This is a genomic window from Bartonella sp. B35(2025) (assembly GCF_053794465.1).
In genome coordinates, this window is the sequence record NZ_CP200035.1 from 1334950 (window position 1) to 1355803 (window position 20854).

Below are 20854 nucleotides of genomic sequence, written 5' to 3' on the forward strand. Positions count from 1 at the left end.
ACTTCCTTTCCACTTTTCATTTTATTTTTTCTTAGGATATTGAGGAAATTTTTTCTCATTCTCAGAAAAATCAGGAAGCATAACTCCATGCCCAGGAAGACCCGGCAATTTTCCTCTTAAGCTACCATTTCCAACCTGTTTTTTCAGTGCTGATAATTGGTTTGGATCAAACCCTGATAAATCCGGCATAGTACCAGAATCTTTACCAAAAACGCCCACACCACCAAGCCCCATTTTTGAGCCCATCCCCCCCAACATTTTTCCCATTAAACTGCTTTTTCCCTTGCCTCCCATAGCCTTTACCATATCGGCCATTTGACGATGTATTTTCAAAAGTTTATTAATATCGGCAGCACTTGTACCAGACCCCTTAGCAATTCGCTGTTTACGACTATGTTTCAAAAGTTCAGGATTGGTACGTTCTAGAGGTGTCATCGATGAAATAATAGCTAACTGACGATTAAATAAACGGTCATCAAGACCTGCAGCTGCAATTTGATCTTTTGCCTTACCCAAACCTGGCAGCATACCCATAATACCTCCTATACCTCCGAGTTTTTTCATTTTCTGTAATTGCTCTGCAAGGTCATTAAGATCAAATTTTCCAGCCTGCATCTTTTTTGCAAAAGCTGCAGCTCTCTCATGATCTAATGTTTCAGCAGCTTTTTCAACCAAAGAAACAATATCACCCATTCCAAGAATACGATCTGCAATACGACGAGGATGAAACTCTTCCAGAGCATCTATTTTTTCACCAATTCCGATTGCTTTAATCGGCTTACCTGTAACAGCCCGCATTGAAAGAGCCGCACCACCACGACCATCACTATCCATGCGTGTCAAAATAATTCCTGTAATCCCTATACGCTCATCAAAAGAACGTGCGAGATGAACAGCATCTTGACCAGTAAGACTATCAGCAACCAACATAATTTCATGAGGAAGAGAAGAAGCTTTGATTTCAGCTAATTCAAGCATTAAAGCTTCATCAATATGATTGCGCCCTGCTGTATCAAGAAGGAGTACATCATAACCACCCAATTTAGCTGCTTGTACTGCACGTGATGCAATATCGATGGGGAATTGATTTTCGATAATGGGTAAACTTGCAAGTTTTGCTTGTTCTCCTAATTGACGCAGTTGTTCCTGTGCAGCAGGACGGCATGTATCTAATGACGCCATTAAAACTTTTTTATTGTGTTTGTCATTTAAACGCTTCGCAAGCTTTGCTGTCGTCGTTGTTTTTCCAGAGCCTTGCAAACCAATCATCATGATAACAACGGGTGCTGGAGCGTTTAAATCACTTAACACGCTTTCACTTCCGAGTATATTAACTAGCTCGTCATGAACAATCTTAACAACCATCTGGCCAGGTTTAATTGATTTAACAATCGCAGACCCAACAGCTTCTTCACGAACTCGATCGACAAAAGAACGAACAACATCAAGTGCAACATCAGCTTCCAATAAAGCACGACGAATCTCGCGTAGCGCCGCTGCTACATCCTGATCCGACAAAACACCACGCCCTGTCAAATTAGACAAGATAGAACCAAGCCGTTCTTGCAAAGATTCAAACATAATCTACCTCATGGCCACATAATAAACAAATCAAAATCGCACCCGAGAACGCATCGCGTCGTCAGATGTTGACCTCTGGGATCTCTTTATACCAACAAGCGGGGCCCCAGTCAGTGGCTCTAAGTTAATTCTTAAATTACTGAATACTTACTTCTTCAAACAACAAAACCCCCACTTTGTCAAGATTTATCATATAGTACCTTTTTACATGAGAGAATCAAAGCAGCAAATACTTGTTCCATGTTTTATGGCTGCTTAAAATTTCAACCTTCAATACGCACAAAATTACCTGTTTCCTGTTCCAGAATCCACAATCCACCACTTGATATATCAAACCAAGCACCGTGCAATATCAAAATACCCTGATCTTTACGCGCCTTTATCCAGGGAAATGTATCTAGATTTTTTAGCGAATAACGAATAGAAAGCTGCTCTAATGCTATATGTTGCTCTAGGACAGTCAGTAATTTATTATTAACAATCGTTTCCGCTGCCGGCGCCAAAAGGCTCATCCATTGACCAATAAAATCATCCGATGTTAAGGATTTGCATGTTCCCTTAAGAACAGTGCTTATTCCCCCACAGTGAGCATGTCCCAAAATGACGATATGCTTAACTTCAAGTAACTGTACTGCGAATTCAATAGCCGCTGATGTTGCATGATATTGTTTATCAGGACAAAAAGGAGGCACTAAATTTGCCACATTGCGTAATACAAAAATTTCACCTGGTTTAGCATTAAAAATCGCTTCTGGTATCGCGCGCGAATCGCAACAAGCGATTACTAAAACTTCAGGTTTTTGTCCCTCTTCCGCTAATTGTTGATAATGTGTTGTTTTATATGAAAAATTATTTTTTATAAAAGACTGGTAACCGCTTAAAAGCCTTTCTGGTAAACACATCATTAATCTATCTACTTTCATTTCATATATTTTAAAAACAATCTATTAGCCTATAAAGATACTAAAAATGCCCTTTCCCCAACACAAGATATTTTCTTAAATGGGAGAAGTAATTTTGCATCACTAAACCAATAAATAACTATTACCTGTAAAAAGAAGGTGCTACATTGTAAAGAATGGTGTAAAAACCTGATCTTATAATCAAGAAGGGATCATTAAGAGCAAAAAAGGGAAAATCATTGTGTTAAAACAAAAAACATTAGAAACAGAAAGTTATCGAGATCAAATAAAAAAAATTCTTTTTGCTCATACCGATAAAGAAGACATTGCTTGCTATGAAAATAAAGAACTTCAAAAAGCAATAACCGCTGCCATAGAAGCCTTTAATCTACATAAAGCAGGAAAAAGTACCATCCACTTTGAACAAAATCTGACCCGCAATAACAAACCTATAACTGTTATTACGCTCGTCAATGACAACAAGCCCTTCCTCCTTGATTCTATTTTGAATGTATTCAATCAACATGCAAATCATATTTATTTGATTGCACATCCCATTCTTGATTGCACTTCTGGACAACGCATCAGCCTGATGCAAATTCACATTGAATCATTAAACGAACAACAAATAAAAAAGCTCAAAGAAGAGCTTTCCTTGGTTCTTGAACAAGTCAATGCAGCTGTACAAGACTGGAAACCTATGCTTGAAGAAGTTAAAAAGCATATCCATACCTATCAAATAAGCCTCTCATCACGCTATAAACAAGAAAGAGAAAAAGCTATCGAATTTCTTAACTGGCTGATAGACAATAATTTTATCTTCCTTGGTATGCGCACTTATAATTTTATCAAAGACCAAGAACCAACAAAATCTTTTATAGCTAGTGGCATTAAACTTGGTATTCTTACTGATGCTTCTATTCGTATTATTGGGGATGCCCGCGTGGAAGAACCTCCACAAGAAATTTTATCTTTTATGGAAAGCGATAACCTACTGATTGTAACAAAAGCCAACAGTCGTTCAAGAATTCACCGTCCAGTTTGGCTTGATTATATTGGTCTTAAAATTTTTGATAAAAAAGGGCAGCTGTGTGGAGAATTGCGCATTGTAGGGTTATTTACTTCTTCAGCTTATACACGCTCTATTCTGCAAATCCCTTTCTTAAAAGAAAAAGCCTCAACCATTATTCAACGCCTTGGCTACAATCTTGCTGACTATTCTGGAAAGGCACTCATCAATGTTTTAGAAACTTATCCAAGAGATGAAATGTTTCGATCTGACATTAATACACTAACAGAAAATGCCAAACTCATCATGCAATTAGGCGAACGTCCACGTTTGCGGGTGCTCGCCCACACCGACTCTTTTGGGCGCTTTGTTTCTATACTTGTTTATGTACCACGTGATCAATATAGCAGCAATATTCGTGAAAAAATTGGTGAATATTTTGTTGACCTCTACAAAGGTGATTTTTTTGAATCCTATCCACTATTCTTAGAAAGTACGCTCATCCGTGTTTATTATATTATCCATCGCAAAGGGAGTGAGAGTGCTCCTACTATCGAGCGTACCGTGCTTGAACAAAATGTTCATTCCATAACACGAAGCTGGGAAGGCAGTGTTCAAGCCGTAGCGCCCGCTCATAAAGCAACAGATCAACAAATATGTTTAGCTATCCAATTCCCCAATAGCTACCGCGACTTATTTTCAGCTGAAAATGCAATTGAAGATGCAGGACATATTTTAAGTCTTAATGATAAAAAACCACTTTTCGTTGCCTTTTATCATCCAAACAATCATAATAAAGAAAAGCAAAAAATTTCTCTCAAGCTTTTTCACCGTTATAAAGCACTTGCTCTTTCAAAACGCGTTCCACTCCTCGAAAATATGGGATTTCGAGTCATTGCTGAACGAACATTTGAATTACCAGATGGTAATGGGCATTCTGTATATCTTCATGATATGCAACTAGAAAGTGCTTTCCAATCTTTTATCGATCTTGATAAAAACGGACAAAAACATGCCGAAACATTTGAAGCTATTTGGGCAAAAAATGCTGATAATGATGCCTTTAACACCTTAACCCAAACTGCTCAACTTGATTGGCGCGAAATTGTTATCTTGCGCCATTATGGACGCTATCTCCAACAAGCTGGAATTCCTTATTCACAAAAACGTGTCGCCCAGACTCTAAACACCTATCCTGATATTACCCAAGATCTTTATGCTTTATTTCATTTAAAATTTCATCAAAGCTATACAAGAAAAGAACGGGAAAACAATGAACAAATTCTTCAACAACGTATTGAAGAAAAATTGCAGAAGGTACCAGGTTTAGATGATGATCTTATCTTACGACGTTATCGTAATCTTATTGAAGCAAGTTTACGAACCAATGCCTTTACCCCTCTGCAAGATGGCAGCCCACGACGTATTTTAGCAACAAAAATGGATCCACGCCAAATTGAAGGCTTGCCTGAACCACGTCCTTATCGAGAAATTTTTGTTTATGGACCAGAAGTTGAAGGAGTTCATTTACGCTTTGGTTCTATCGCTCGCGGTGGAATTCGTTGGTCGGATCGTGCACTAGATTATCGTACCGAAATACTTGATTTAGTTAAAGCTCAACAAGTTAAAAACGCAGTTATTGTCCCTGTAGGTGCAAAAGGTGGATTCTATCCTCATCGCCTTCCCCAAACCAATGACCGTGCCGAAATAACAGAAGCCGCACGACAAGCTTATATTGACTTCATCACAGCTTTGCTTTCCATTACCGATAATCTAATCAATGACAAAATAAGCACACCCGACAATGTTATTTGCCATGATGGTAATGACCCTTATTTTGTCGTTGCCGCGGATAAAGGTACTGCAACCTTTTCTGATACCGCAAACGCTATCAGCCAAGCAAATCAATTCTGGCTCGATGATGCTTTTGCCTCCGGAGGATCCGCAGGCTATGATCATAAAGCCATTGGAATTACCGCTAAAGGCGCATGGGAAGCTGTAAAAAGACACTTTCGAGAATCTTTTAATCATAATATCCAAACAACTCCCTTCACATGTATTGGTGTTGGCGATATGTCTGGAGATGTCTTTGGAAATGGAATGCTGCTTTCTAAACAGACAAAGCTTATTGCCGCCTTTGACCACCGAGATATCTTTATTGATCCAGATCCAGATATAACTGAAAGTTATGTAGAGCGTATGCGCCTCTTTCAACTCCCTCGCTCAAGCTGGCAAGATTATAACCAAAAAAAATTATCAAAGGGCGGTGGTATTTTTTCACGCACAGCGAAAACTATTACTCTCTCATATGAGGCTGCACAAGCTATTGGCTTCGAAAAACAAACAGGAACACCTTTTGAAATCATTTCTGCTATTCTTAAAGCACCTGTCGATCTTTTATGGTTCGGCGGAATTGGTACTTATATACGAGCCACAACAGAAACTGACACCCAAGTAGGCGATCGTGCAAATGATGCACTACGCATTACCGGTAAACAAGTACGTGCAAAAGTTATTGGTGAGGGAGCAAACCTTGGCCTTACACAACGTGGTCGCATTGAATATATTTTAAACGGTGGACGATGCAATACTGATGCTATTGATAATTCAGCAGGAGTTAATTGCTCTGATGTTGAAGTCAATATCAAAATTGTTCTTGCATCAGCACTTCGCGCAAAAACACTTACTCGTGAGGCGCGTAATGAACTTTTGAAAAAAATGACCCCTCAAGTTGAGCAATTAGTCCTACGCAACAATTACTTGCAAACACTCGCTCTTTCCTTAGCTGAAAGCCGAAACGTTGTCGATTTACCTTACCAAATACGCTTTATACATGATCTGGAACAGAAGAATCTTCTGGATCGTAAAGTTGAAATTCTCCCTGATGAGCAAATTTTACGTCAAAGAATAACCCAAGGACAGGGACTTGTACGTCCAGAACTTGCTGTTATTTTGGCTTATGCTAAATTAACTCTACAAGAAGAAGTTGCTCACAGTTCTATTGTTGATGATAGCTATTTCAATACAGTTTTATTGAATTATTTTCCGACTCAAATTCAGAAAAGTTTTGAAAAAGAAATTATCAACCACCAATTACGCCGCGATATTATCGCAACGCTCATTGCCAACGATATTGTGAATCGCGGAGGGCCTACCTTTGTTAACCACCTACAAGATGCAACAGAACAAAAAATTGAAAATATTATTCGTGTTTTTATTGCACTCCGTGATGGTTTTGAAATTCCTCAATTATCTCATCATATTGATAACCTTGATAATAAAATACCTGGCCTTATCCAAAATAAATTCTACGCAGCAATTACCTCAATGCTTTTTGAAACAACTAATTGGGGTTTACGCAATATGGATCTCTCTGTTCCATTAGAAGAGCTCGTTAAAACAATTAAACAAGCTCGTACCGTTATCGAAGAACAGCTTATGCATCCAGATGGTAAGGATATTTACCAAAAAATTAAAGAAAAATCGCGCTATTATAGTGAAGAAGGAGCACCAAAAATTTTAGCAAAGCAATTGTCTATTTTGGAAGTTGCTCCAATAATTTGTGATATTTTTTTAATTGCAAAACAAAGCAATAGCAATCTTATTAAAACTACAAAAATCTATTCCTCGCTTGCTCAAATCATTCGTATGAATCGTATTAATGAAGCAAGTCGAACAATTCCTGTACTTGATTATTATGATAGTATAGCCTTAAATCAAACTAAAGAAAACATTACCGAAAGCCTACGGCAAATTACCATAAAAATCCTGAAAAACTATGGAAAAAAAGATAATCCATTTGCAGCTTGGAGCAAAACAGAAGAAGATCGTATTTATAATGTAACAAATCGAATCGGTGCCCTTATAGAAAATGATCTCAACATTTCTCGCTTTACCTTTGCAGCAAGTATGATTGCCCAACTCCAAAATACTGCATTTTAAACCTAAAGCGATGCAAAACGGTTAAGATTTAAAAATTTAGTTTTACCCAGTTATGAACAATCAACAAGGACAGAATAGGCCATTTGCTATCTGAATTTCTAGACATTAAACAATAAAACTTGAAGATGCTAATTTGTATAGGAAATGTGCGCTGCACAGTAGCAAGAAATTCTGTATTCTGAGCAAAAGAAAGTTCAAATTTTACTGTTAAATATTCTTTATCATAAAAAGAAAAGGATCTACTTATATGCAATATACTATCTGTATGAAAAATTAATTTACATGCTTCAAGATACCACTTTTCCCATACAAGTATTACTTCTAACTGCTTTTATCACTTGCATCAAATAGATTAAATACACCATTAAAAACTCATGCTGAATTATCATTAATTTTAGAAAAATCAACAATGTAAGATACAAAAAAGATCTAAAGAACTAAAGCTATCAAAAGTAACATACCCCAATAAATTATTCTGCTTATACTCAAGATTCAACTCCACAAATCTTACTGTTATTTTTTGCTTTCATTTTTTTAGTCTAATGAATTACACAATCGTGTCATGAATATCGTTTAAGAATATTTGATCTCTAATACTATTTTCATCATCTTTTTATCGGTCATCTGTGATCTTAATTTTTCCTGAAATGTATAATCTTCACAAGACGGAATAACAGTAGAAATCTTAAGTGCTTCAGCTATAAATTTAAATATTTTAACTCGTCCTCCAATAAAGTTCTGTTTCAATCACAAAATTATGCCATTGTAATATTATGAGAATTCTTCCAGCTAAAACAATTGATGCAGGAGAATAAGCATCAACTTCTCCCCAATGAGAGACATAAATTGATATACTAACCGCCAAATTTTGAATAAATAAGAAAAAACTATGCAAAAGCAAAACAAATAAAAATTCATCATAAGTAACACTAATGTGTAATAAATAACACTCTTACGGATATCTTCACACACAATTGTTATATTATAAGAGGATATGCCTGCAAATATATCAAAAACATGGTTTTACATTTTATGTAAAAAAACAGATTAAACTATAGATAAACATCAAAAAAAGATAAAATAGCTCATACATGAGATAGTGAAAAAATCTTTCCACAATAATATCAATTAAGAAAATATAGATAAAATTAAAACTCTCTTTTCTTGAAAATGACAATCAACATAATCATCGGTTCTTAACATTCACACAAACGCTACAGACGCACTAAAAATCCGTTGTAACGCACTTTCAAACCATTGACTCAAAGCCTGATCATAAATTAAACGGCCTTTTAAATGCACAGAAGCAGGCTGAGCACCTTTTTCAGTTAATTTTTGTGCTGAACGCACTACTAAACGCCGCATCATAGCACGTGTGAATTCAGCATGAAATTGCAAACCCCACGCATTATTGCCATAACGGAAGGCTTGCGTAGGATATGTATGCCCTGTTGCCAAAAGCACTGCCTCTTTAGGTAAATCATAAATACCTTCATCATGAAAATGATAAACCATTTCAGGCCAATTCATAAGCTCTTTGCCTTGTGAAGTAGCTTCTAAGGGATACCAGCCAGCCTCAATAACTCCATCACTTCTTGCACCAACACGCCCTCCTAGATTTCGTGCTAACATCTGTGCTCCAAGACAAATACCCAAAAAAGGCTTATTTTCTTTCAAAGATAAAGAAATCCAATCAATTTCTTCACCAATATACGCATCCTTATCGTTCACACTCATCGGCCCCCCTAAAATGACAACACCAGCATAATATTCCAATGTACGGGGAAGTTTTTGCCCCAAAATAGGACGATAAATATCAAGAACAAAACCTCTTTTCTGCAAAAATTTTCCCAAACGACCAGTATATGTAGATTGACGATGAATAACTACTGCAATTCTTGGCTTGTTGTTTTTCTGCTTTTTTCCAAGACAACTTTTTATCAAAAACATTTTTTTTCTAACCAATCGCTTTTATGACCAAGGAAAATTTAAATTTTTAAAGATATAAGGATAATTTCTATTAACAATATTTACCATAGTACTTTTTTCAAAATAATCGAAATTTCTTTTTTGAATCAGATATATTTTCTTCTTCTGTTTGAATCCCTGGATCATCAACATTTAAGTATATTTGGTTAGATACTTTTGTATCTTGTTTCTTTGTCTGAGTATTATACAAAAAATTATCATTTACAGATGGTAATTCTTCAAGCAACTTGTTTTCAACAAAAGCATTCTTACCTACGATCTCTTCTTCGTCTCCTTTGTCTTCTTTTTTCAACACAATATTATCAGCTTCCAATGTTAGAGGAGGCCTGCTAGAAGGCACCTTCCATTCAAAACAACCCAAACGTCCACTTATTGGAGAAACGGCTGACCAAAAAGGAAAAATAGTGTCATCACACATCCATACTGGATCACGTTCAGCACGCAAGGCTAAAGAAAGCCATTGAAGCACTTCTCCCTGATTATTTCCCTGTGCTTCTTCAATATCTGCCAGTAATAAATAAACACTTTCTCGTGGATGATATTGAAGTGCTTTTTTCGCCTGTTGTCTCGCTAATGATATTTCACCCGCATCCAAAGCAGCTTTTGCAATTAGAAAAGCTGATTCAAACGTGTTTCTATTATAAGAAGCAAGTGCCTTAGCCTTTTTCAACCGTCCAACCGCTCCCTCTTCTCTTTCAAGATAAAGCGCTCCCAAATCAGGATGAGGATTTTTCTGCCAAGCTGCAATAATCATTTTATCAGCTTTATATGTTTCATTTAATTTATAAAGAATATCAGCCGCAATAACCGTTATTGGTACAAAATCAAGTGCTAATTTATGTGCTTTTAAAATGGCTGTACGTGCTTTCACAGGGTGCAACTCAAATAAATGAAGAGCTTGTCCACTTAACAGCAGAGCCTGCATATGACGACGCTCTACGGTTGAACGAACAGAACGTGGTAAAGCTTTTTGCGCTCGCTCAAAAACATAAAGTGCTTTATCCCACTGCCCGCTAGCACTCAGCCGATCAAGCACAATCTGATTAGCCCATAATAGTGTCGGCGATAAAACCAGTGCTTCTTCTGCATATTGCTGCGCTGCCTCATAGGCTTTAGCATTCATTGCTTCACAAAACAAACCGTAGAGTCCAGCCAACTTTGTCGATGTTTCTTTCCTCATTTCCTCATAAAGACCAATGGCACGTGCAGAATTATTTTGTAAAGATAGGGTTTGAGCTTGTAAAAATTTCACTAATGGCTCTTGATTTCCTACAAGGTATCTTACAACACGTTCCTCCATTTTTTTTGCTGAAACACTATCACCAGCGAAAACAGCAAGAATTCCCTGTGAAAGAGCTTCATAACCATGCTTTTGATGACGTTTATAAAGATAATTGGATATGGTACTGGGTATAGAAAAAATTACATACACAAACCACCATAAGAATGCCAACATCCCACAAAGAAAAATAATTGCAATTAAAACTGTCAACAATGAAGCAGAAAACCGAAAATGCAAAAATGTTATGACAAAAACACCATTGTGATTAGCAATCCACCCAAAAGCTAATCCGAGCGCACATACAACAAAAATATAAATAAAAACACGTACCATCTTTAGCCTATTTACATCTTTGTCGCCTTAACAGATTTTTGTTGTGCAGACACCAATAACTGCTGAAGAAGATTACGAATAGCAATGTATGTTTCAAGTTGATGAACAAAGTTTACTGAAATATTTTTTGCACTTTGGGGTAATGTTTGCCATTCAGCCAAAGCTTTTTCGTAATCCCCCACTTGAATAGCAATTTCCATCCGTGCTGTAATCGCCCCTAATGTCATACCTTTAACATTTCCAACCGGCCGTAAAATAATCAAACCTTTTAGCCATGCCAACATCCGCTCAAAAAAACCAGCATCTGCCGTAACAATATTTTGCGTACCAACAATTGCATCTGCAACACTGGCAAAATCAACAGAAAGTTGCGCTGGATTCGGAAGACCTATAGCAGCTGTTTTTTGCAATAAATCAAGCCCATCAATCGAAGGCGATAACTGCTGTAATATTTTCAATTCGTTGACATAAGAACCTCCACGCTCTATAGCATTTTTTAACGAATTGACTGCAACAAACAATGCAGTGTTTGTTTCTTCTGTTCCATCACTCTTAGTAATAGTCTTTTCTTGCATAATCTCTAACTGCTGTTTTAATGCGGCAAGATCTTTTGCATTGCTTTGTCCGACAAACAAAGCTGTTTTCATATCTTTTGATATTTCAACTAAAGTTTGTATATATTTTTCAAGATCACCTACCTTTTTTTCTAAAGCTTCAAAGACTTTTCCGCTTTTTTCTTGAGATATTTCATCACCTTGAATAATTTCAACGTATTGTGATGAAAAAGAAGAAAACTCTGCTTTCAATGTATTAATTTCTTGAAGTACACGCTCCATCTGTCTTACAGTTTTTTCTGTTTGATCTTTTGCAATTTCAGCAATCTGTAAAGCTTTCTCTCCAACAGCACGATTATCCAGTAAAAAAGAAGGCAAAAATCCTGCCTTCTGAATCCCTATCCAAAAACCTACAGCAATAAAACCACCAATAATTCCTGAAATTGGTAAAAAAAACCAAGACATATGTCTATTCTGCACACTTTGTGTGCTTTTTTTACTCTGTTTCTCTATTGCAATCGTATCTGATTTTGCTGAATCTTCTATTTCTAGCTCTGCACTCTGACTCAAAGCTTCATGTTCAATCACAGGTTTCTTACGGCGAATACCAGTATAATGTGATTTAGTTTTTTGTTTTAAAAAATCTGCCATCTTTATTACTTTTTTTACATTTCTCATGATGAGAAAATAATAAAATGAAAAAAACTTCAAAAATTAAGCATTTCTTACACAATACATCTTGTTTTACACTATTCTTACCAAGAATATATACTCACAAAATTTTTTTTACACTGCATCCTAATCAGATTCACTTAATAACTGTACATTTTGGCAAACACTGATAAATAAACTTTTAAAAATATATCAGCATTTTATACTGAAAAACATATCTTAATTTTTAATCAACATGATAATTATATTAAGAAAAAAAGCTAAAATTTATCCTTTTATACAAAAATCAATTTTAAGAGAAGTTCTTTTTATCTTTTCCTGTTCGTGATACCCACACATAAGAAAATCTTTCAACATATAGGTTTTGTATAAAATGCGCCTTTTAGGAATAGAAACAAGTTGTGATGAAACTGCTGCTGCTGTCATCGAACACAACAATGAAGGAAACAGCCGAATTCTTTCCAATATTGTTTGGAGCCAAATTGATAATCATGCCCCTTACGGTGGTGTTGTTCCTGAAATTGCTGCTCGTGCCCATGTTGAAATTTTAGATACTTTGATCCTACAAGCACTTACAGAAGCTGATACAAACTTGAAAGATATTGATGCCATTGCAGCTACAAGTGGTCCTGGTTTGATAGGAGGACTTTTAGTCGGAGTTATGAGTGCAAAAGCGCTGTCTCTTGCTATTGGAAAACCTTTTATCGCCGTAAATCATCTAGAAGGACACGCTTTAACAGCTGTTTTAACACACAATGTCAATTTTCCTTACCTATTGCTGTTAGTTTCAGGTGGCCATACACAAATAATCATTGTTCACGGAGTGGGTAATTATCAACGTTTGGGAACCACTATTGATGACGCATTAGGAGAAGCTTTTGATAAAACTGCAAAAATTTTAGGCCTTTCTTACCCTGGTGGCCCAGCACTCGAAAAAGCTGCTTTATTAGGTGATAAAAATCGTATTCCTCTTCCGCGACCTTTAAAAGGTGAAAAACGGTTAGATTTTTCTTTTTCCGGCCTTAAAACCGCCGTTTGGAAAGCTGCAACAGCTATGGCTCCTCTTACAGAAAATGATGTTGCTGACATTGCAGCAAGCTTTCAAGAAGCAGTTATCGATACAGTGTATGATCGTATTTTTTTAGCTTTACAACACTTTACGCACCAGTATCCTCTCTCTCGCTATCAAAAACATCGTCCTCCTGCTTTAGTTGTTGCAGGTGGTGTAGCCGCCAACAAAGCCATTCAAACTATGTTACAAAAACTTGCTCATCAACACGGTTTCGAATTTATAGCTCCCCCACTCTCTTTGTGTACAGACAATGCTGCAATGATCGCTTTTGCTGGTGCAGAACGAATCATGCGGGGAGAAACAAGCTCCTTTGATCTTGCCCCTCGCTCACGCTGGCCATTAGATGAAAAAGCCCCCCCTTTAATTGGAGCAGGACGCCGTGGAACAAAAGCATAAAAATGGAGTGATACTTGCACTATTTTTTTCAACTCAGCTATACTATTTTGACCAAATTTCAAACCAAAGCTAAAAAACAGTTAAGTTTCTTATACTTAGTAGTTTACTTTAGTCTTCCTTTTTTTACGAATTTGCCTACCCTTTCTGCTATCAATAAGCTGTATCAAAATACCTTAACGCAACATGTAAAAATCATGATTCATACTCCACCACAATTTTATCATTTTGAAAAAAAACAAACAGATTAATAATAAACGTTCTTTACATCATTCTAAATCCAAAATCATTCTTGATAGTGCTATAAAAATACTCTTAGTTTGTGAATATAACACAATCTATGAAGAGGAAAACTCATGGCTTATTGGCTTTTTAAATCTGAACCCCATAAATGGTCATGGAATATGCAAAAGCAAAAAGGTGCTAATGGCGAACAATGGGATGGTGTACGTAACTATCAAGCCCGTAACAATATGCGCGCTATGAAATATGGTGATAAAGGCTTCTTTTATCACTCAAATCAAGGATTAGAAATCGTAGGCATTGTAGAAGTATGCGCTGAAGTACACCCAGATTCCACAACGCCTGATCCACGCTGGGAATGTGTAGATATCCGTGCTATCTGTGATATGCCAACCCCTGTCTCATTAAAACAGATTAAAGCTAATCCCAAACTAAAAAATATGGCACTGGTTAAAGCTAGTCGCTTATCAGTTCAACCTGTTACAAAAGATGAGTGGAAAGAGGTTTGCTCAATGGGTGCCCTTAAAGTAGAAATACTTTCAAGCTAAAATAATAATTTTTGTCTGTTAACTAATGTGCAGCGAAAGATGTTCCATATCACAGTGAAAAAGCACTGTACATCTTTCTATTGATGTATAATTTTTTACACTAAATACGTAAAAATGGCACTGTTTTTTGCCATTTTCTATTCTATACTGTTCCAATCCAAAACTAAGATAATTATATAAAGACCATATTTATGGTACATTTCTTTATCACTCTTACGGTAAGAAGACACATCAAGCGACTATAATCAGTATCCCCACTCGCGTTACACCAAACATCTTGCACTCAAATGCGATGAAAGAACAATATAGAACGTGAAAAAGGATGATAGGAATTGCTATAAAATCGCCTAAACAACGCATATGTTCCAGAAGCAGTGCACGATCCCCTTTACCCAAAGCGGAAATACTGGGTGTAAATACCGGCTTATCCTAGGGCTCAAAAAATGATTCTGACCAATATGCAAAATACCCTGTACATAATTACCTATCTGTCGCTATATAACCATAAAAAGAAGTAACAAAAATTTATTTTTTATAGACTCTTTTCTTAATTTTCTTAGCATGAAATTTCATTTTTAATGAAACTACTCTCTAAAATCATCGTATCAATATATCTAATGGAAAAATAAACAGCTAAACTCTTTTAACCATTGAAAATAATGATAATCTGTACTCTAACCTGAATAGAAAATTTTAAATTCTTCATGAATTTAAAATTTTCTAAGTGAAATAATCAAAGCAAGAATTATAATAGCTCCCAAAATACTTATCTAGATATTGTTAAGATTACATTTCTTAATTTTGATAACCGTAAAATCATTAAAAATTATACAATTAAGGATTTCATACTCTCATTTACATAATCCTAAATTATGAAACAGATTAAATAGCATTCTTTTAAGCTTTAAAGTAAACAATACTAACTATATGATAAAACTTCGCTTGCGACACTGTTGATGCAAACCTATACTTAATTATATCAGTATGAGTAAAATGAAGGTAAAATTTTTCACATTGGATTTTAAATTTGAATAAAAACATCTCATTGCTTAATACAACAATAAAGTTTTTTTAACAGAAAAAGGAAGATGTTCTTAAATATCTTTAACCATACCAGAAATAAAATCGTGAATTGTGAACTACAGTTAGAATCACAACAAAAATCAAAAATATTTCACCCATACATTAAAACTCTTTTAGAGTATAAATTCTCACTATAAATCACGATGAGGATCACTTTAATCTTTAAGTTTTGTCCACTATTATTGCTTCAAAAATAATTTTGATCCCATTAATTTTTCTTCTTTGCAAAATTAGACAAAGATAAAAGAGTGCTCTCACGTGCTTGTGGTGATAGTGCAGGAATAAAAACACGCCGAGATTGACGGCGCTGCACAAGCAAACCTTGATAAATATGTTTCCGAGCTTGGCACATTAAGAGTCCACCAAAATAAGGCAAAAGATAACGTGCAAATGGCTCATAAAGAAATGAAAATAATCGTGAAATATATCCTGAAGAGGGTGTATAATGTATAATTTCCTGTACTGGCCCAGAAATAAAATTTGTTTTTGCAAATAAACGAGTGATTTGTTGCCGACTATAAGGTTCACCGTAGCCAAAGGGTGTACAACCATTACGTGCCCAAAAACTGGAACGATTAGGGACAATAACAACCAAATAACCATTGGGAACTAAAACACGCCATATTTCATTCAATGTTTCGAATGAATTTTCTGTATATTCAAGTGCATGTACCAATAAAATACAATCAATCGAAGCATCAGGAAGCGGTAAATCTTCTTCAAAAACAAGTGCTGTGGCAACCTTATCTGGACAAGGCCAAGGCAAAGCACCTTGACCAGCAGGCATAAAAGCAAAACATTGCTGTGCACGTGTACTTAATACAGAAAGATAAGGAAGCGTATAACCAAGACCCATAACTCGTTTACCAGTAAGATCCGGCCAACACAAATTTAACTGGTTACACAGTGTCTCCTGCACACGCATACCAAGTGCAGAAGCGTAAAAATCTCGAAGTGTGACTATATCCAATTCAACATACCGTATAGAAACAAATTTTAGACATCACAAATTTCCACATATCCCACTTATATGGATTTTTGTTTTTTCTTCGCAATGATAAAAACTTTAATATCTTATATTTTAGATAAAAGTGACCCCAGAAGCAGTATAGAATATTTCTAGAATCTCTTTACAAACACTTTAATTACATTTTATCTTTAACGTCACATCCCATAAAAGTTTCCAGTGCACTCTTTCTAATATTGATTAAAAGGAAGAGCCGATAATTAATTAAAGTGAAGCAATCTTTCAAGATAGTTTTTTTCTAATTCTGGAATATTCTCTCTGCTAAGACGTTTGCGAATTTCTTCTAAAACTTGCCGCATGCGTATTTGATCATTTTCCTGTGGCACAGCCACACCTTCTTGTCCTTGTCCTTTATCAATTTCTGAAGAAAGTGGACGTCCTAATGGATCTTCAAGACTAGGAGCAATATTTTGATTGTCTCCTGCTTTTTCAAGCACTTCACGCATTTTTTTTAAAACATTTTGTGCTCCATGCTTTAAAGATTCTAAAGCACCTAATTGATTTTGTATAGACATTTCATGATTTCCATGATCAAGAGAAGCCTCTGCAGAATTCATTTTCTCTTTTGCTTCTTTCAACATATCATGCTGATCATACCCTTGTGCAGACAATTCTTTTTCCAACACTGATAACTCAGATTGCAACTCAGCCTGACGTTTTTTTAAAGATTCGCTTTGCTTTTTTGGCACATTTTCCCCTTGTCGTTGTCTCATTTCTAACTGATGTGTATCATTAAGAATTTCTTGCTGACGACGCATTAAATCACTAAGCTGATCAATCTTTTTTTTCATCTGCCCTGTTTGACCATTGCTTCTGTCCTCACCTTGATGACCTTTTTGAATCTGTAAATGATCAAGAATCTGTTCGACTTCAGCTAACAACTGTTCAGCTGAAAAAGAAGAACCCATCTTAGCCATTTCTTCAATTAAATTTAGCTTTTTTTGCAATGTATCCTCAGAAACAGTGGGATTGCTAGAATTACTATTGTCTTGTGCTTTTTCAGTCAAAGTCTGAATATAATCATTCATAGCTTGGCGTAAATCAGCCATAAGTCGTTCAATTTCTGAAGTTGGAGCGCCATAGCGTAGTGCATCACGCAAAGCAGCTTGAGCTTGTTTTAAATTTTTTTGAACAGATTCAAGCTGATCACCTTCAATACCCAAAGCAATCTGCCATAAATAATCAACCACATCACGCAACTGATCCTCTGTTTCTGCAATAAAAAGCCTTGTCCATGCGCTCTGTAAAACAAGAAAATGTATTGTATTTTGAAGACCATCTTCTGGGCGCACAAGTAAAGCAGAAAGCATATTAAGGACACGCTCTTTCGCAGAAGTATCAAGAGCCAATAAACGACGTAATTCATTCACCGCACGAGCAACAGAATTCGAAAAAGTACGCTGTGGTAATGTCATGACAAAAGTTTTACTACGACCCTGCTGTCCAGCACCATCTTCTGCTATTAAAGTAATTTTTACTTCCGAACCAGCCCATGGATGGCTTGATATATCCTGCACCATCCGCATTTTACCCTTTCCATTTCGGGCCAAAAGAAGCTGTATTTCAGGTGCTTTATAAAGAGAAGTAGCATTTTTATACCGATCAAGAAGAGATTCTATTTCAACAAAAGCCTTTGTAACACCATAATCATCATCCATTTCATACTGCAGCTCTAATGCACCAGCTAAAATTCGTCCTGGTTTTTCCAGCCAACGGATTGTTGGAGGCTGATCCTTAATCATCTGCAAATGCCACTGTTGTTGGTTATGGCGCGATGATATAAACAAATTCATTGAACGTTCTAAGCATGTTTCAAAATGGATGATTGAATCATTCGAAACCGTTTTTTCTTTTTTCTTGGAAAATAAAACTTCTTGTGTATCTTCTTCAGATATCGCTTTTACTGTAACGCCAGTACCATTAACAACGCGTACCACTATGTTACTTCCTTCAGGAACTGCAAGCCATTTTATCTCACCTTGAGTCAAATAAATAGGTGCAACGCCTGTATAAGCAGGTGGTGTTACCCAAGCATCAATTCGTATTGACGTCTCATCAACCATAGGACGCAGATCAAACGCATCTGATAATCTCCCCCCCAAAGAGCCAAAAGAAAAACTAAAAGAACACACACAAAGCAAAATAAATAAAGCTCTAAAAGCCATAGGATCATAGGCAGCAATATTAGGATAGACCAATCTAATTTGCAAATGATGCAATTTTTGTGCCATCCTACGTTGATGTTCATGCCAAATAACCGCACAAAAACCTTCATCATCTTTACAGCATAAACGATCCGTTTGAACACTTAAAGGCTGATTTTTAAGACCACTTGCCTGTTCAATATGATGATCAATATCTTTAATCGTGGGAAAGCGAAAGCCAAAAAGAAAGAATAAACTCCCTACAGCAAAAAAAAGAAAAAGTCCAAGTAACAATAAATGTGACCAATAATCCAGAAGTCCAAAAATACCAAACCAACTGAGCGAACAGAAAAGATTGAGAATCATAAAAAATAGTAATAACCGCAGCCATATTCGTTCAAAAAATAAAATGCACCAAGCCAGAATGCGCATACACAAAAGCTTTATTATTACAAAACCTTTTATGTTTTCATTTCTCATAGACAAACATTCGTCCTTCTTTATAGCGGTGAACGAGGATTATAAAACATATATGAAGTAATTTTCAGAAAAAAATTTATTGCAGCAAATTTTAGTAAATATATTGTAATGGGTATTTAACAACTATCAATCCAATCTGGAATACAATCCAAACCAATCAATCGTGCATAATCAGAACGCGGACGAATAATCTCATAACATTCATTTTTAACCAAAACTTCTGGCACCAAAAGCCGACTATTATAAGTGCTCGCCATCACTGCACCATAAGCACCCGCTTCAGTAATTGCCAAAAGATCACCTGCTTCCAACACCGGCAGAAAACGATCCAATCCTAAATAATCACCAGTTTCACACACAGGCCCAACAATATCTGTCTTGATCAGCGGAGTACCTACCGGTATTTTCTTTACAGGCATGATATTTTGATACGCATCATAAAGTGTTGGACGGATAAAATCATTCATTGCTGCATCAACAATAACAAAATTTCGCTCTTTTCCCCTTTTTAAGTACACAACAGATGTCACCAATACGCCGGCTTCACCAATAATACTGCGTCCAGGCTCTATAATGATATTAACCCCTAAAGGCTCAATATATTTCTTTACCAGTGCTGCATAATCAAAAAGTGAAGGCACCCGATATTGCTCATGGTGATAAGAAATACCAAGCCCACCCCCAATATCAGTATGGGTTATCGCATAACCATCACTTTGCAATTGACGTACAAAATTTGCAATAATAAGAAATGCATCTTCAAACGGTTTTAAATCACAAATTTGACTACCAATATGCATATCAACACCACAAACATGAATACCAGGCAATTGAGCCGCTTTTTTATACACATCCAATGCTGACAATAATGGAATACCAAATTTATTCTCGGATTTACCTGTTGTAATTTTCTTATGGGTCTTTGCATCTATATCCGGATTAATGCGCAAAGAAACACGTGCTGTTTTCGAAAGCGCAACAGCACGCGCCGATAATTGTTCGAGTTCTGGCTCTGATTCAACATTAAAACAATAAATATCGTGCGCAAGAGCAAAATCTATCTCTTCAATCATTTTACCTACGCCAGAATAAACAATACGATGAGCAGGAATACCAGCAGCAAGTGTACGCCGCAATTCACCCTCTGAAACCACATCAGCTCCTGCTCCATTGTTCGCTAAAAGCCGTAAAACCGCTTGATTAGAATTAGCCTTAACCGCATAAGCAATAAAACTTGGCATATCTCGAAATACATTCTGATAATTTTTAAAATGTGCAACGATCGCACTGGCTGAATAACAGTAAAAAGGTGTCCTAATATTCTGTGCAAGTTCCAAAAGTGAAAGATCTTCAGCGTGGAATACACCCTGATGATAAGAAAAAAAACTCATAAAAACCCCTACTGTATCAACCAATCTAAAATAAAAGGTTTATCTGCTTTATTCTGGGAAATAAATACTCCCTGTGAAGGGTTCACTCCTATTGAAGAAGGCAATTCTAATGCCCCTTTACGCCCACACCCAACAATAACGATATTCACCAAAAGAACAAATTTTAAATTCTTTAAAATGATCTTCATACGCCTTTTTCCTTTTTATCG

Annotated in this window: 12 protein-coding genes; 3 read left to right on the forward strand and 9 right to left on the reverse strand. The window is 36.2% G+C overall.

All coding sequences use genetic code 11. From position 1 onward, the window contains the following. Positions 1-21: 21 nt before the first annotated feature. Together ffh and V4P56_RS05610 are read right to left on the reverse strand one after the other, a co-directional pair. Positions 22-1581: a signal recognition particle protein gene (ffh, locus tag V4P56_RS05605; protein WP_455481922.1), complete on the reverse strand. Its 1560-nt coding sequence runs from the start codon at positions 1579-1581 to the stop codon at positions 22-24. A gap of 263 nt (positions 1582-1844) precedes the next feature. Continuing rightward, positions 1845-2486 (reverse strand): carbonic anhydrase, encoded by a 642-nt coding sequence (locus tag V4P56_RS05610; protein WP_455482673.1) that lies wholly within the window; start codon positions 2484-2486, stop codon positions 1845-1847. 238 nt (positions 2487-2724) lie between these two features. Between V4P56_RS05610 and V4P56_RS05615 the strand changes: the two genes are divergently transcribed. Beyond that, positions 2725-7434 carry an NAD-glutamate dehydrogenase gene (locus V4P56_RS05615; RefSeq protein WP_455481923.1) on the forward strand — a complete coding sequence of 1570 codons (4710 nt, stop codon included), beginning with the start codon at positions 2725-2727 and terminating at the stop codon, positions 7432-7434. A gap of 1203 nt (positions 7435-8637) precedes the next feature. Here the strand turns inward: V4P56_RS05615 and V4P56_RS05620 are convergent. The 3 genes from V4P56_RS05620 to V4P56_RS05630 form a co-directional block, all read right to left on the reverse strand. Beyond that, a complete protein-coding gene (locus V4P56_RS05620; RefSeq protein ID WP_455481924.1) occupies positions 8638-9384 on the reverse strand; it encodes a glutamine amidotransferase in 747 nt (248 codons plus the stop codon). A 97-nt stretch (positions 9385-9481) separates the two neighbouring features. Then, on the reverse strand, positions 9482-11038 hold the full coding sequence (locus tag V4P56_RS05625) for a heme biosynthesis HemY N-terminal domain-containing protein (protein ID WP_455481925.1): 1557 nt from the start codon (positions 11036-11038) through the stop codon (positions 9482-9484). An 11-nt stretch (positions 11039-11049) separates the two neighbouring features. Next, positions 11050-12243 carry a COG4223 family protein gene (locus tag V4P56_RS05630; protein WP_455481926.1) on the reverse strand — a complete coding sequence of 398 codons (1194 nt, stop codon included), beginning with the start codon at positions 12241-12243 and terminating at the stop codon, positions 11050-11052. Positions 12244-12637: 394 nt separating this feature from the next. Here V4P56_RS05630 and tsaD point away from each other — a divergent pair, with 394 nt between their 5' ends. Together tsaD and V4P56_RS05640 are read left to right on the forward strand one after the other, a co-directional pair. Next, the gene (gene tsaD / locus V4P56_RS05635) at positions 12638-13732 is read left to right on the forward strand and encodes a tRNA (adenosine(37)-N6)-threonylcarbamoyltransferase complex transferase subunit TsaD (RefSeq protein ID WP_455481927.1); all 1095 of its coding nucleotides are present in this window, start codon (positions 12638-12640) and stop codon (positions 13730-13732) included. Positions 13733-14085: 353 nt separating this feature from the next. After that, entirely contained in the window at positions 14086-14520 is a 435-nt protein-coding gene (locus tag V4P56_RS05640) for an EVE domain-containing protein (protein ID WP_455481928.1), read from the forward strand. A gap of 1291 nt (positions 14521-15811) precedes the next feature. Here V4P56_RS05640 and V4P56_RS05645 read toward each other — a convergent pair. The 4 genes from V4P56_RS05645 to V4P56_RS05660 all read right to left on the reverse strand — a co-directional run bounded on the left by V4P56_RS05645 (position 15812) and on the right by V4P56_RS05660 (position 20833). Then, positions 15812-16573, reverse strand: a complete 762-nt coding sequence (locus tag V4P56_RS05645) for a class I SAM-dependent methyltransferase (RefSeq protein WP_455481929.1) — start codon at positions 16571-16573, stop codon at positions 15812-15814. Between the two features lie 257 nt (positions 16574-16830). Then, the gene (locus V4P56_RS05650) at positions 16831-19254 is read right to left on the reverse strand and encodes a TIGR02302 family protein (protein ID WP_455482674.1); all 2424 of its coding nucleotides are present in this window, start codon (positions 19252-19254) and stop codon (positions 16831-16833) included. 116 nt (positions 19255-19370) lie between these two features. Then, positions 19371-20645: a diaminopimelate decarboxylase gene (gene lysA, locus V4P56_RS05655; protein WP_455481930.1), complete on the reverse strand. Its 1275-nt coding sequence runs from the start codon at positions 20643-20645 to the stop codon at positions 19371-19373. A gap of 8 nt (positions 20646-20653) precedes the next feature. Further along, a complete protein-coding gene (locus V4P56_RS05660; protein ID WP_455481931.1) occupies positions 20654-20833 on the reverse strand; it encodes a hypothetical protein in 180 nt (59 codons plus the stop codon). Positions 20834-20854 lie beyond the last annotated feature (21 nt).